This is a genomic window from Methylopila capsulata (genome assembly GCF_016907975.1).
In the GTDB taxonomy this organism is placed as follows: Bacteria; Pseudomonadota; Alphaproteobacteria; order Rhizobiales; family Methylopilaceae; genus Methylopila; species Methylopila capsulata.
In genome coordinates, this window is record NZ_JAFBCY010000003.1 from 334474 (window position 1) to 346831 (window position 12358).

General features: G+C 67.2%; 14 protein-coding genes and 1 pseudogene. 4 read left to right on the forward strand and 11 right to left on the reverse strand.

Annotation, left to right across the window (positions count from 1 at the left end; genetic code table 11):
* Window positions 1-31: 31 nt before the first annotated feature.
* From JOD31_RS12865 to JOD31_RS12890, 6 genes and pseudogenes are all read right to left on the reverse strand, one after another.
* Window positions 32-292: a hypothetical protein gene (locus JOD31_RS12865; RefSeq protein ID WP_204950745.1), complete on the reverse strand. Its 261-nt coding sequence runs from the start codon at window positions 290-292 to the stop codon at window positions 32-34.
* A 93-nt stretch (window positions 293-385) separates the two neighbouring features.
* Window positions 386-1117: an anti-sigma factor family protein gene (locus JOD31_RS12870; protein ID WP_309299051.1), complete on the reverse strand. Its 732-nt coding sequence runs from the start codon at window positions 1115-1117 to the stop codon at window positions 386-388.
* Window positions 1118-1155: 38 nt separating this feature from the next.
* Entirely contained in the window at window positions 1156-1680 is a 525-nt protein-coding gene (locus JOD31_RS12875; protein ID WP_204950747.1) for an RNA polymerase sigma factor, read from the reverse strand.
* Between the two features lie 24 nt (window positions 1681-1704).
* Window positions 1705-3162: a YncE family protein gene (locus JOD31_RS12880; RefSeq protein WP_204950748.1), complete on the reverse strand. Its 1458-nt coding sequence runs from the start codon at window positions 3160-3162 to the stop codon at window positions 1705-1707.
* Between the two features lie 8 nt (window positions 3163-3170).
* The gene (locus JOD31_RS12885; protein WP_204950749.1) at window positions 3171-3677 is read right to left on the reverse strand and encodes a DUF305 domain-containing protein; all 507 of its coding nucleotides are present in this window, start codon (window positions 3675-3677) and stop codon (window positions 3171-3173) included.
* A 67-nt stretch (window positions 3678-3744) separates the two neighbouring features.
* A pseudogene (locus tag JOD31_RS12890) lies at window positions 3745-4442 on the reverse strand (transposase); the annotation flags it as partial.
* 229 nt (window positions 4443-4671) lie between these two features.
* Between JOD31_RS12890 and JOD31_RS12895 the strand changes: the two are divergent.
* The 3 genes from JOD31_RS12895 (at window position 4672) to JOD31_RS12905 (ending at window position 6609) form a co-directional block, all read left to right on the forward strand.
* Complete coding sequence (locus tag JOD31_RS12895) at window positions 4672-5262, forward strand: HupE/UreJ family protein (protein ID WP_204950750.1); 591 nt, start codon at window positions 4672-4674, stop codon at window positions 5260-5262.
* A 117-nt stretch (window positions 5263-5379) separates the two neighbouring features.
* Window positions 5380-5691 (forward strand): urease subunit gamma, encoded by a 312-nt coding sequence (locus tag JOD31_RS12900; RefSeq protein ID WP_020188327.1) that lies wholly within the window; start codon window positions 5380-5382, stop codon window positions 5689-5691.
* Between the two features lie 162 nt (window positions 5692-5853).
* Window positions 5854-6609: a helix-turn-helix transcriptional regulator gene (locus tag JOD31_RS12905; RefSeq protein ID WP_204950751.1), complete on the forward strand. Its 756-nt coding sequence runs from the start codon at window positions 5854-5856 to the stop codon at window positions 6607-6609.
* Window positions 6610-6706: 97 nt separating this feature from the next.
* Here the strand turns inward: JOD31_RS12905 and JOD31_RS12910 are convergent, their stop codons facing one another.
* The 5 genes from JOD31_RS12910 to JOD31_RS12930 all read right to left on the reverse strand — a co-directional run bounded on the left by JOD31_RS12910 (window position 6707) and on the right by JOD31_RS12930 (window position 11539).
* Window positions 6707-7420, reverse strand: coding sequence for an ABC transporter ATP-binding protein (locus JOD31_RS12910; RefSeq protein ID WP_204950752.1), 714 nt, complete (start codon window positions 7418-7420; stop codon window positions 6707-6709).
* Window positions 7420-8136 carry an ABC transporter ATP-binding protein gene (locus tag JOD31_RS12915; protein WP_204950753.1) on the reverse strand — a complete coding sequence of 239 codons (717 nt, stop codon included), beginning with the start codon at window positions 8134-8136 and terminating at the stop codon, window positions 7420-7422. Before JOD31_RS12915 ends, JOD31_RS12910 begins: the two co-directional genes overlap by 1 nt.
* The gene (locus tag JOD31_RS12920; RefSeq protein WP_204950754.1) at window positions 8133-9272 is read right to left on the reverse strand and encodes a branched-chain amino acid ABC transporter permease; all 1140 of its coding nucleotides are present in this window, start codon (window positions 9270-9272) and stop codon (window positions 8133-8135) included. The genes JOD31_RS12915 and JOD31_RS12920 overlap by 4 nt, the downstream gene beginning before the upstream one ends.
* A complete protein-coding gene (locus JOD31_RS12925; RefSeq protein ID WP_204950755.1) occupies window positions 9269-10159 on the reverse strand; it encodes an ABC transporter permease subunit in 891 nt (296 codons plus the stop codon). The genes JOD31_RS12920 and JOD31_RS12925 overlap by 4 nt, the downstream gene beginning before the upstream one ends.
* Window positions 10160-10333: 174 nt before the next feature.
* Window positions 10334-11539 (reverse strand): ABC transporter substrate-binding protein, encoded by a 1206-nt coding sequence (locus JOD31_RS12930; RefSeq protein ID WP_204950756.1) that lies wholly within the window; start codon window positions 11537-11539, stop codon window positions 10334-10336.
* Between the two features lie 262 nt (window positions 11540-11801).
* Here JOD31_RS12930 and JOD31_RS12935 point away from each other — a divergent pair, with 262 nt between their 5' ends.
* On the forward strand, window positions 11802-12335 hold the full coding sequence (locus JOD31_RS12935; protein WP_204950757.1) for an urease subunit beta: 534 nt from the start codon (window positions 11802-11804) through the stop codon (window positions 12333-12335).
* Window positions 12336-12358: the final 23 nt, after the last annotated feature.

Consider the following 12358-nt stretch of genomic DNA (forward strand, 5'->3'; position numbering starts at 1 on the left):
TGCGGATCAGCTCGACAGGAACGACTGAAACTTAACCCTCGTTCTCGTTGCCGTCCCAATGCATCCAAGCGTCCGATCGCGGCGCGAACGGCAGGAGGCTTCGGGTGGCGTGGGTCATCGCAGCCGGGGCGGAATCGGCCGCGCGAACTGTGGCCGAAGACTGCTGGTGCGTGCGTTCGAACCGGGCTTTCGTCGCCGACGGGTGCGGCGTCGGGCAGGCGAACGCCGCTCCGGGCGCGAGCACCGCAAGCGCGGCGGCGGCGAAAATGCTACGAAACGTGAAGGTGGTCATTTCAGTCTCCATAGATCTTGTTTGATCTATTGGTGAGACGCGCTGGATTATTCAAAATTCCGCCGCGGCCGTCTTTTTTTGCGTTTCAGAGACTTAGATTTTAGCGGTCTGCGCGCGGATAACGTCTGCAAGCGGGTAGATGTCTTTCGGCGCAGCGTCGCCCACAAGGCTGTACCCCATGCCGGCCCGAGCCCAGGCCACCCCGCCGATGCGTCCCATTTCATGCTCCGACATCGGCGCGTCGCCCGAAGACGCCATCCGCCGCATCAGCATGACAAGCCTTTGGCCGTGGTCGTCGTCGTACATGAACATGCCGGCCGGGCCGTGCGCCGTCGGGACGATCCGGCCGCCCATGAAACGATAGCCCGAGGCTGTTAGGTCGGGCGCCGTCACCTTGACGTTCAGTCTCTTCGACATCCAGGCCACCAGTTCTGCGCTGTCTGCGGCGCGAAGTTCGACCGGGCGGCCATGGTCGGACGCGTACGTCGTAAAGCTTTGGGACGCCTCCTGCGCGAGAGCCAAAACTCCCGTCGCCGGGAACTGGTTGACGCCGCGGCCGATCCAGCCCGCCCCGCCGCCAAGCGCGAGCAGCGCGACAGCCGCCGCCATGGAACGCCATGACGCGAAGCTTGGCCGCCGGCTCGCCTCGACGATCCTGCCGAGGTTCAACTCCGGCGGAACAGGCTCGCGCAGAATGGGCGCATAGGCCGCGCGAAGCTGATCGCGTTGCTCGCAAAGGCGACGCACCCGGTCGGCGACGTCTGGATTGGCCGAGAGATAGGCTGAGACGTGCCTGCGGCCGTCGTCGGAGAGGGCGTCGTCCACATAAGCCTGAAGATCGTCCTCCGAGATTGGGCGGGCGGTCATTTCACGCTCCTGAGGTGAGTGACGGAGTGCGCCGGTTCGTCTGCGCTGATCGAACGTAAGAGTCGTTCGCGTCCGCGCGACAGCCGAGACATCACGGTGCCGACCGGAATGTCGAGCACGCGCGCGGCTTCCGCATAGGACAGACCTTCGATCGTCACCAACAGGATGACGTCGCGCTGGTCGTCGGGAAGAGCGTCGAGCCTCGCCACGAGTTCGCGGTGGCGCATTCCGTCTTCCTGCGACGGCGCGCGGGCGACAGCATCCTCGCTCGCGTCTTCGATCGCGACATGTCCGCCGCGGCGCTTCGCTAGCCGGAACTGGCTGACGGCGAGGTTATGAAGGATCGTGAAGAGCCACGACTTCACGTCGCCGTCCGCTCGGCGCTGGCTCCAGCGGGAGACCACGCGTTCGAGACAATCCTGCACCAGATCGTCCGCTGAGGAGACATCCCCGGTCAGCGCGCGCGCGTAGCGCCTCAGACCAGGGATCTGCGGTTCGACAGAAGCCATCATGTCCTGCATTACGGACATCTTACCCACGGCCATTCATTCAATCTGCGTCTGAACCGGCGCGCCGATTTTGTCTGCCGAGCCCGACACGATTACGAGATAGCGGCGTTGCTCCCTCGCGTTCGGCGCGACGATCTGGCGGATCGGCCCGACGGCGTTGACGATGGCGGACCCCGCGGGGTTCGTCATGAAGTTCGCGAGCGGCTCCAAGGCGCCGCGGCCATCGGCCTTATCGGACAGCGCGAGCAGGTAAGGCGACTTCGGATCGAGGCCGGCCACCGCCGCCTGCAGCACCTGCGTCAGGCCCTGTTCGAACAGAGATACGCTGGTCGACGCGGCGTCGCCGGTCTTACCGATCGGGCGCATCGCGAGATGGACCGCGTCGCCCGCCGTCGATAGCGGCGCGAGGCCCGAAGCGCCGTCGCCGTTCGGAACGGCGTTCGAAACATATGCGACCGCCTGGGGCGCTTGGCCGATCGGAACATGCGCAACGACCTTGCGGGTCGCAGTGTCGATCGCGATCATCTCGTTCGCGTTCTCCAACCCGACATACATGCGGGCGCCATCGCCGGAGGGCCAGATCCCATGCGGGAGCGCGCCGACCGGGATCGTCGCGACCGGAGAAAAGTCGTCGGTCCGGAACACTTTGACCTCATTCAGCCCGCCGACCGTGACGTAGGCGAAGGTCCCTTCCGGGGTCCTTGCGAAATTGACGTGGTTGGTGATCGGCCCGGTATCTAGCGACTTGAGCACGGAGAACGGCGGGCGCGCGTCGAACACCATCGTGCGCCCGACGTCCTTCAATGTCAGCCACACCTGCGATCCATCGGGCGTCGCGGCGATGTTCGGACAGAACGGCGATTCCTGCTTCACTCGTCCGACGATCGCATGGTCCGCGACCGAGATGACGGCCGTCTCCGCGGTGAAGGACGAGCACACGTAGCCGTACTCGCCGTCGGGCGAGAAGATCGTCATCCCCGGCCCGGGCGCGACCTTGATGCGCGACTTTTCCTGGTAGGTCGCGGGGTCGAGCACGGAGACGTAATCCTCGCCGCGCACCGTCGCCCAGACTTCACGACCGTCAGGCGTGAAAAACGCCTCGTGCGGCGAGCGTCCGACATACGTCGTCGCCTTCACGGTATTGGTGGCGGTGTCGATGAACGTCACCGAGTTCGATCCGATCGAGACGACGACGAGCGTCTTATGATCGGGCGAAAAGCCCATCCCGTGAACCAGAACCTGTCCCCGGTAGAGCGGGCTCAGATTGCCGGGTTGTCGATCGCCCAGGCGGATGACGCCGACAAGCTTGTTGTCGACGGGATCGGTCACCGAAACGGTGTTGGAGAACTGCTCCGCCGCGTACACGCGATCGCGATGGCTGATCGGCGTGTCGGCGACGCCGGCCCCGCCCGGCGCTTGCCCCGCCAGGGCTGCGGACAGGGCGGACAGGCTCGAACCTGTCAGAACGGAGAGCATAAGAAGCGTATGACGCATCGGAGGGCTCACTTCATGGACATGGAATGATCGTGCGCCATCGGCGCGGCGGCCACCGGCTCGGTGGGCATTGGGCTTGAGGCGAACGGCGGCTCTCCGATCGCGATCCGCATCGCCGCGATCTCCTGCTGCTGGGTGACGATGATCTCCTGCGCGAGGCGTTTGAGCGTCGCGTTGCCGCCGTGGCGCAGCAGCGCCTTCGCCATGTCGATCGCGCCCTGATGGTGGGGCGTCATCATCGCGACAAAGTCGCGGTCGACGTCGCCGGTCGGCGTCGCCGCCATGTCCGCCATCATCCGGTCCATCGCCACGGTGTTCTCAGCGAGGAACGCGCCTTCGACGTCGTTGCGAGGCGTGGCGGCGACCGAGGCGGCAGAAAGCTCGGCATCCGCCTGCGCCGGATCTTGCGCGAGGGCGTCGACAGTCGGCAGGATTAGGGCGGCCAGCACCACGACGAAGCGGCCGAAGCCATGAGGGCAAAACGCCCGCGCGCTTAAAGCGTCGATCCGGATCATGCCAGGTCCCCTTGAGACGTGTGCGGTCTTGAGGGTGGGACGCCAGACCGGCCGCGAAATTCCCGTGGCGCGGAAAAATCTGCGCCATGCGGCTCTGCCTGCCGCGGCGGCGATCAGAGAAAGTGTCGGACACGAAGCCCATCGACCAGAGATCGTTCGGCGCGCCGGCCGGCGTCCTGGCCTCCCGCGTGGCCGCCGTGACGTGCCGGCGCGGCCGTTTGAGCCGGAGGCTCAGGCCGTACTCGCGGTACAGCCGATGCCCCCCTGTTCACGACCCAACCCTCCCGTCGCAGCAGGATGTAGATCCGGAAATAGCCGTACCGCACCCGGACCCGCGCGAGATCGCGGATGGGCATCAGAAGAGGAGTCTGATCGGCTTTGACCGAGCGGTAGCGCACCATCCGTCTGTGGGCGTTCAGGACGGCGCGGCTTCGCCGTTCGCTGACCCCGTGGGCGGATTGCACGTACCGGACGATCTCGCGCCGCCGGGCAGGCCTCAGACCTTTTTTGCCAGCACATGCCTCACAGGATGTGCTTATCCAGACTGGAGGTCGGCCACGAGCTGCTTCAGCTTGCGGCTCTCGTCCTCGAGCTGCTTCAGCCGCATCAGTTCGCCGACGCCCAGGCTGCCGTACTTACTCTCCAGCGTTAGAACATCTGCTCCGAGCCCCCCATCCTCCGGGTCGCCTCGGCCACAGGCGTGCCCGTCTCGGCTTGCTTCAACGCGTACGAGATCTGCTCTTCCGTAAACTTGGACTTCTTCATCGCCAGCTCCTTCCACTTCAGGGTCAGAAAGCCGGAAAACTCTCATTCAAAATGGAGAAGAATCTCGGGGGGAGGTCAAAGCACGAGGGCTAGTTAACGGCGCGGTGGGCGGGAGCCTCCGTTCTACCCAAAAGGGGAGGATGCGAGGGGACCGGATTCGGATGCTTAAATTTCACTCGGAAGCCCGAGACCGCGCATTGGCGCGTGCGGGACCCAATGGAGTTTCGCCATGAAAAAAGCTCTCCTGGGCGCCGCCCTCGCGCTGGCCCCAACCGCGGCGCTCGCCCATCCGGCCGCGTTCAACCACGTGCACGGCTTCAGCGAGGGCTTGGCGCACCCGCTTGGCGGCGCGGACCACGTTCTGGCCATGGTCGCCGTCGGCTTGCTCGCGGCTCGCTTCAAGGGCCCGGCGGCCTGGGCGATCCCGCTGTCCTTCATGGGCGCGATGCTGGTCGGCGGCGTGGTCGGGGCCGCGGGCGTCGCCGTGCCGGCGACCGAGATCGGAATCGCGTTCTCGGTCCTCGCGCTCGGACTTGGCGTCGGCTTCGCAGACCGGCTTTCCGCGCCCGCGGCCATGGCCCTCGCCGGCGTCTTCGCCCTGTTTCACGGCGTCGCGCACGGCGCCGAAGCGCCTGAGACCGCCTCGGGCCTGCTCTACGGCCTCGGCTTCGTCGCCGCGACCGGCGCTCTTCACCTCGCGGGCTTCGGCCTCGGCCGGGCGATCGCCCACGTCGGTGCGACGGGCGGCGGAGCGGTCTTCCGCATCGCGGGCGCCGGCTTCGCCGCGGCCGGCGCGGCGCTACTTGCCGGCGTGGTCTGACGACGACCACCCCGGACACGTCGCTGCCCGGGGCGACGTCTCCGCGGCCCAATCTTCCGCGTTGGCCCTGACCGCGGTCAGGGCAGCCCGCACAGCCTCTGGCGCAGGACCTGACCCATGCATCTCACCGTTCGCGAAGAAGAACGCATCCAGCTCTGGGCCGCGGCCGAAATGGCGCGTCGCCGGCTCGAGAAGGGCGTGAAGCTCAACTACCCCGAGGCGATCGCCGTCATCAGCGACGAAATCCTCGAGCGGGCGCGCGAGGGCGTGATCCCGATGCTGACCGACATGATGGAGTACGGCGCCACGATCCTGAAGCGGGAGCACGTCATGGTCGGCGTGCCGGACATGCTCACGATCCTGCAGGTCGAGGCTCTGTTTCCCGACGGCACCAAGCTGGTGACGGTGATGAACCCGATCCGGGATTAGCGCCGTGTCGAAGCTTAGGCCGCCGATCGACGCCGCGCGCAAGCGCGGCGTTTCTTTGTGCCTCCAGCGCAACGTCTAGACTTTGGCACGGAAAGTGCATGCGTTTCGTCTAGAGACGCACTTTGGCAAAAGCGAAGGCGGGCTCCTTCAGGACGGACCGCCATGCGCGCCCCCTCTCCCGACAGCGTTCGAGACCATTTCGCCGGGCGCGCGCCGCTCATCCAGAATTTTGGGTCCGCGCTCGACGTGCTGTCGGAGATCACCAGCGATCTCGGCTTCACCCAGGTTCTGTACGGCTACCTCCCGACCTCGGCCCGCCTGCCGAACGGCGAGTGGCTGCCGCTGAAGCTCAACGTTCGCAATTTCCCCCACGACTGGGAAGACGAGTGGACGCAGTTCATGTCCGTCGACCCGTACTACCGGGCTTGTTTTGACGGCATCATGCCGCTGGAATGGGCGGAGGTTCAGGCGCGGCCGGACCTGACGGCGAAGCAGCGCGCGGCGTGCGACTATCTCGGCGATTTCGGGCTGTCGCACGGCATCACCGTGCCGGTGCACCTGCCGTTCGGACGCTTCGCCGTGGTGAGCGCGATCGCGGACCGCTCCTGCGCCAACTGGACCGGCGTGCGCGAGCGCGCCCGCGAGCCGCTGCACTGGCTAACCCACGATTTCACCCAGTTCGTGCTCGATCGCGGCTACGAGGATCAGATCGAGACCATCGGGCCCGTGCGGCTGACGCCGCGCGAGATCGAATGCCTGAAATGGGCCTCGGCCGGCAAGACCTCGTCGGAGACGGCGATCATCATCGGCCGCTCGGTCGAAACGGTGCGGCTCCACCTGAAGAACGCGATACGAAAGCTCGACGCCTGCAACCGCGCCCAGGCGGTCGCGGGCGCCGTGCAGATGGGGTTGATCTGAGGGTCATTTTTGAGGTCGGGCGCGGCGCGGTGCGATCATCGTGACGCAGGCGCCGGGGCTCAGACTGTACCGACCAGAAGCCGCGGAAGGCGGGAGCTCAGATCGACAGATACCGCGCGGCGGTCTCGGGATCGTCGAGCGCCTCCGGCGCGATCTCGCCGACGACGGCGCCCTTATCCATGATCACGCAGCGATCGGCGACGGCGCGGATCAGGGACAGGTTCTGCTCCACGATCAGCACGGTCAGCCGCTCCTCGTCGCGCAGGCGGCGGATGATGCGGCCGATCTCCTGCACGATGTTCGGCTGCACGCCCTCGGACGGCTCGTCGAGCAGGATGATGTCGGGCCGGCCGGCGAGGATGCGGCCGATGGCGAGTTGCTGCTGCTCGCCGCCGCTCATGGAGCCGGCAGGCTGCGCCAGCCGCTTCTCCAGAATGGGAAAGAAGCCGAACACCCGCTCGAGGTTCGCCGCCGGCGCGCCGCCCACGCGCCGGCCGAGCGCAAGGTTCTCGCCGACGGTCATGCGCGCGAAGACGTCGCGGCCCTGCGGCACGTAGCCGACGCCGAGCCGGGCGCGGCGGGCGGCGTCCAAGCGCGTCACGTCCAGCCCGCGAAAGCTCACGGCCCCGGACATCGGCGCGATCTCGCCGATGATCGTCTTCATCAGCGTCGACTTGCCCACGCCGTTGCGGCCGATCACGGCGACGATCTCGCCGGTCGCGACCTCGAGCGACACGTTCTGCACCACCTTCACCCGGCCGTAGCCGGACTGGACGGCGGCGAGCGAAAGCTGGGAGGCGGACGAGGCCATCACGCGGCTCCCAGATAGATGCGGCGCACGTCCTCGTTGGTGGCGATTTCGTCGAACCCGCCTTGGGCGAACAGCCGGCCGTAATGCAGCACGCTGGTGCGCGCTCGCAGGCTGCGGATGAAGCCCATGTCGTGCTCGATCACGACCACGGTCATGCCCGAGCGATTGAGCTCGCGGATCAGCTCGGCCGTGCGCGCCGTCTCCTCCGACGATAGGCCCGCGGCGGGTTCGTCGAGCAGGAGCAGATCGGGTTCGGCCGCAATCGACAGGCCGATCGAGAGCCACTGCTGCTGGCCGTGCGAAAGCTGGCGCACGGGCGTGTCTTCCACGCCGGCGAGGCCGACCCTGGCGAGCACGGCGGAAGCGCGCGCGGGAATGTCCGCCTTCCGGTGGTTGCGGCGGAGCGGCACGAACAGGTTCTGCAGCGCCGTCAGCTCGCCGAAGGCGCTGATGTTCTGGAACTTCACCGAAAGGCCGAGCCGAGCGCGGCGGAACGCGGGCAGCTTGGTCACCTCCTGGCCCTTGTAGAACACCTGCCCCGTGGTCGGCCGCTCGACGCCGATCAGCGTCTTGAAGAAGGTGCTCTTGCCGGCGCCGTTCGGGCCGACCACGCAATGGATCTCGCCAGCCGCGACCGAGAGCGAGAGGCCGTTCAGGGCGCGGACGCCGCCGTAGACCTTGTGGACGTCCCGGACCTCAAGGATGGGCGCGCTCATCGTGCGGCTCCGAGTTTCGCCGCCGCCGTCGGGGGCGGCGCGGGACGCCTGCGGCTCCGGACCATGAGCCGCCCGAACCAGGCGCCGAGGGTGGCGAACACGCCCTCCGGCGCGACCAGCATCGCGGCCACCAGGATGACGCCCAGCACCAGAAGCGAGATCTCACCCCAGGTCGCGAGTTCGATCGAGATCCAGCTCAGGCTGAGCGTCGCGACCACCACCGAGGTGAGGTCCTTCCGGCCGCCGACCGCGACCCAGATGACGACGAGGATGTTCGGCCCGACGCTGAAGCCGTCGGGGTGAATGTAAGTCCCCCATGCGGTGTAGAGCGCTCCCGCGAGCCCCGCGAGCGCCGCGGAAATGCAAAAGGCGCCGAGCTGGATGAGCCGCACGTCGTAGCCGAAGGTCTCCGTCCGGCGCTCGTCCTCGCGCACCGCGACCAGCAGGTAGCCGAAGCTCGAGTTCACCAGCCACCGCAGGCCGAGGTAGACCGCGACCAGCGCGCCGAGCGCGAGCCAGTAGAACGACCGTCCGCGGCCGTCGAACTCCGCGACGAGCTCGCCGAAGCCGAGCGTCAGGTTGGGGATCGACGGGTCGCTGGCGGTCGCCGGGCCGAGGCCGTTCATGCCGCCAAGATAGGCCCCGCCGATCGCGTAGGCCGGGTCGGCCGTCTGGCGCATGAAAAGGCCGAGCAGCAGCGACACCACCAGCATCAGGATCGCGACATAGACGCCCTTGAGCCGGCTGTAGAACATGAGCGCGCCGACCGCCGCCGCGAGCAGCGCGGGCGCGAGCGCGCCGACGACCAGCGCCGCGCCGCTCTCGCCGGTGGCCTCGATCAGGTTGATGCCGACGATCCCGTAGGCGTAGCCGCCGACGCCGAAGAAGGCGGCCTGCCCGAGGCTGAGGATCCCGGCGAAGCCCCAGATCAGGCACAGGCTGAGCGCGAGGATCGCCGAGATGAAGAAGTTGCTGGCGGTGAGCACCTGGTAGCGCGAGGCGACACACGGCAGCAGCGCGAAGGCCGCGACGCCTGCGAGCCACAGGACCCAGAAAAGTCGCGAGTTGCCGAGCGTCTGCGGCCCGTTCAAGCCGGCGAGCAGGGCGGGGATCCGGGAACGCGTCACGCCGGTCATCGCGCCATCCGGCGGGCGCGCCGCTTCTGCACGAAGTCCGAGATGCCGGACGGCATGACGAGCAGGCCGATGAACGCCGCCGCCATGATCGAGACGTAGCCGACGTACTGGTTGAACACGTTGGAGGCGATGGTCTGGACGCCGGCGAGGTAGAGCGCCGCGTAGACCAGCCCGAGGATGGCGCTGGCGCCGCCGCCCATGACGACGGTGATGAAGGCCATCGGGGTGTAGTTCTGGCCGAAGAACGGCGAGATCGCCGCCGTCTGCGCGAACAGCGCGCCGGCGATCCCGCCGAGCGCCGAACCGATGGCGAAGGTCGCGGTGTAGACGCGCTTGGTGTCGACGCCGAGCGCCGAAGCCATCCGCGGGTTCTCCATCGCGGCGCGCGCGGCGACGCCGAAGGACGAGAACCGGAACAGCGCCCAGACGCCCGCGATCAGCCCGATCGCGGTGGCGAACAGCACCATGCGGTAGACGCCGAAGGAAAAGCCGCCGACGCTGAAGCTGCCGAACGGCGTCGGCATGTTCATGGTCGACGGCCCGAGCGCCAGCAGCACCCCCTGGCTCAGGATCAGGCTGAGGCCCCAGGTGACGACGAGCGACGACAGCAGCTGGTTGTAGAAGTGGCGGATGACGAGGCGCTCCATGGCGATACCCACGAGACCCGCGACAAGGCCCGCGGCGACGATCGCGACCGGCGCCGGCGCTCCGACGTAGAACGCAGCCGACGCGACGTAGGCGCCGATCATCATCAGCTCGCCGTGCGCCATGTTGATCACGCCCATCATCCCGTAGATCAGGATGAGGCCGGATGCGGCGAGCAGCAGGAAGGCCATGTTGTCGAAGTACTGATAGATCCAGCTGAAGACCTGGCCTGACCATTCCATGATCGTCTCTCCGCGTTGAGCCGCCGGACCCAAGGGGCCGTCAGAGGCCGCGCCGCATCGCGCAGGAGCCGGGACCGCGTGACGTCGAAGCGCGCGCGGCGACCTGCGGCGAAAAAGTACGCCCTGCGCCGAGGGGGGCCCCAGCGCAGGACGCCGTCGTGGGTGTTCCGCAGCTTACGGCGCGAGATACTTTTTCCACTCCGGGTTGTCCGGCGGGAGGAACTGCCGGTTCGGGGCTTTCTTGGTCATGTCGACGCCAATGCTCGTGAGGAACTGCGGCTCGGTCATGCCGAGATCGGAGACCAACGCGAGCGTGTGGTCCTCCTTCACCTTGAACAGGTAGGTGTGCATGGCGGCGTGATGCTGCTTGCCGCGCATGATCCAGGGGCCGCCCGGCGCGTCGGGCAGCGAGATGTCGCTCTCGAGCGCGGCGATCGTCTTCTCGGTGTCGGTGCTTCCGGCCTTCTTCCAGGCCTCGCCCATCGCCTTCACGGCCACATAGCCGAAGGCGGCGTGTTCGTTCACGTAGGGCGTGCTCGGGAACATCGCCCGGATCTTGGCGACGAACGCCTTGCTCGCCTCGCCCGGCACGTCCTCGATGTACCCCGGCGGCACGTAGAGGTTCGCGAGCGACGGCGGCGCGAAGCGCTTGTGCTCGTAGCCGTCGGAGATCGTGACGTTCGACCACACCGGCGTCTTCAGGCCCGCGGCCTGGGCCTGCGGGTAGAACTGCACCTGATCGGCGCCCACAAGGCAATGCACCTGGAAGTCGGGCTTCGCGCCCTTGATCTTGTCGATCGTGGCCTGCCACTGCGAGACGCCGAAGGGGAAGTACTCCTCCATCTCGATCTTACCGCCGGCCAGGCCGGCCGCGACGCGCACCCACTGGCCGATGGCGCGGCAGAAGTTGTAGTCGGCGCCGATGAAGGTCATCCGCGGACCGATCTTCTCGACCATGTACTTGATCGCGGGCAGCACCTGCTGCTCCGGCGTCGGGCCGGCGAAGAACGAGTAGTGGTCGGCGATGCCGCCTTCCCCCTGGTTGTTGTGCCAGTAGATCGTCTTGTTGCGGACGACCTCCTTGCGCGCGGCCTCGCGCTCGGCGCCGGTATAGCCGGCCATGACGACGTCGGCCTCGTTCTCGAACACACAGCGCTGCGCCATCTCCTGGTAGCGCTTCACGTCCGACTGGCCGTCGTAGGAGATCAGGTCGATCAGCTTCTTCTTGCCGTCGACCTCGATGCCGCCGGCGTCGTTGATCTCCTTGACCGCGAGCTTGTAGCCGTAGGTTTTCGGCGTCGACATGATCGAGAAGTCGCCGGACAGATCGTCGATCGTGCAGACCGTGATCTTGTCCTTTGCAGAGGCGGGCGTCGCCACAGCAGCCCCGCCCACGACCGACAGCACAAACAAAGACGAAGCAAGACTGCTTCTAACGGGGGCTCTCACCGGTGGGGCTCCTTCTGCTCCGAAAGGCGCGATGACTTTCGCCGGGAGCCTAGGCGCGGCCCCTAGCCGCCGGCAGCTACCCGAAAAGGGAAGATGCGCGGCCGCAGGGGGCGACGCTTAATCGGCCGAGACGCGGGGCGGCGGCGGTTGGACCCCCCACCCCGAACCGACCCCTCGCTCCCGGAGATGACCCATGTCCGCCAAGTGGGCGCCGCCGCCGCTTCCGAAGTCCATCGTCCCGTCCGAAGCCTTCGACGTGGGCGAGCCGGAGAAGGTCGGCGCGATCGATTTCGCGGACGACGAGATCGAGATCAACGTCGGGCGGCCGACGATCGAGCTGGTGCTGGTCAACACCGGCGACCGGCCGATCCAGATCGGCGCGCACTATCACATCGCCGAGTGCAACAAGGCGATGGCCTTCGACCGCGAGGCCGCCTTCGGGATGCGGCTCGATATTCCGAGCGGAACGGCTGTTCGCTTCGAGCCGGGCCAGAGCCGCAAGGTGCAGCTCACTGGCTACGCCGGCCGGCAGGTCGCCTACGGCATGAACAACATGACGAACGGCACTCTGCGCTCAGAGATCATCAAGGATCTCACGATCCAGAAGCTCAAGGCGCACGGCTACTGCTTCGAGGGCGAGCGCTACAAGGTCCGCGAGCGGCCCGATGGGCGCTTCGCGCCGAAGAGCGCGGCCAAGGCCGGCGGCAAGACCTCGAAAACGTCCTGACCCATCTGCGGCCCCGCGAGCTG

Bases quoted from the DNA above. Each gene is read 5' to 3' on its own strand.
- JOD31_RS12885 (WP_204950749.1), bottom strand. From the start codon at position 3,677: ATGATCCGGATCGACGCTTTAAGCGCGCGGGCGTTTTGCCCTCATGGC.
- JOD31_RS12935 (WP_204950757.1), top strand. From the start codon at position 11,802: ATGTCCGCCAAGTGGGCGCCGCCGCCGCTTCCGAAGTCCATCGTCCCG.
- JOD31_RS12915 (WP_204950753.1), bottom strand. From the start codon at position 8,136: ATGAGCGCGCCCATCCTTGAGGTCCGGGACGTCCACAAGGTCTACGGC.
- JOD31_RS12865 (WP_204950745.1), bottom strand. From the start codon at position 292: ATGACCACCTTCACGTTTCGTAGCATTTTCGCCGCCGCCGCGCTTGCG.
- JOD31_RS12920 (WP_204950754.1), bottom strand. From the start codon at position 9,272: ATGACCGGCGTGACGCGTTCCCGGATCCCCGCCCTGCTCGCCGGCTTG.
- JOD31_RS12925 (WP_204950755.1), bottom strand. From the start codon at position 10,159: ATGGAATGGTCAGGCCAGGTCTTCAGCTGGATCTATCAGTACTTCGAC.
- JOD31_RS12895 (WP_204950750.1), top strand. From the start codon at position 4,672: ATGAAAAAAGCTCTCCTGGGCGCCGCCCTCGCGCTGGCCCCAACCGCG.
- JOD31_RS12900 (WP_020188327.1), top strand. From the start codon at position 5,380: ATGCATCTCACCGTTCGCGAAGAAGAACGCATCCAGCTCTGGGCCGCG.
- JOD31_RS12905 (WP_204950751.1), top strand. From the start codon at position 5,854: ATGCGCGCCCCCTCTCCCGACAGCGTTCGAGACCATTTCGCCGGGCGC.
- JOD31_RS12880 (WP_204950748.1), bottom strand. From the start codon at position 3,162: ATGCGTCATACGCTTCTTATGCTCTCCGTTCTGACAGGTTCGAGCCTG.
- JOD31_RS12875 (WP_204950747.1), bottom strand. From the start codon at position 1,680: ATGCAGGACATGATGGCTTCTGTCGAACCGCAGATCCCTGGTCTGAGG.
- JOD31_RS12910 (WP_204950752.1), bottom strand. From the start codon at position 7,420: ATGGCCTCGTCCGCCTCCCAGCTTTCGCTCGCCGCCGTCCAGTCCGGC.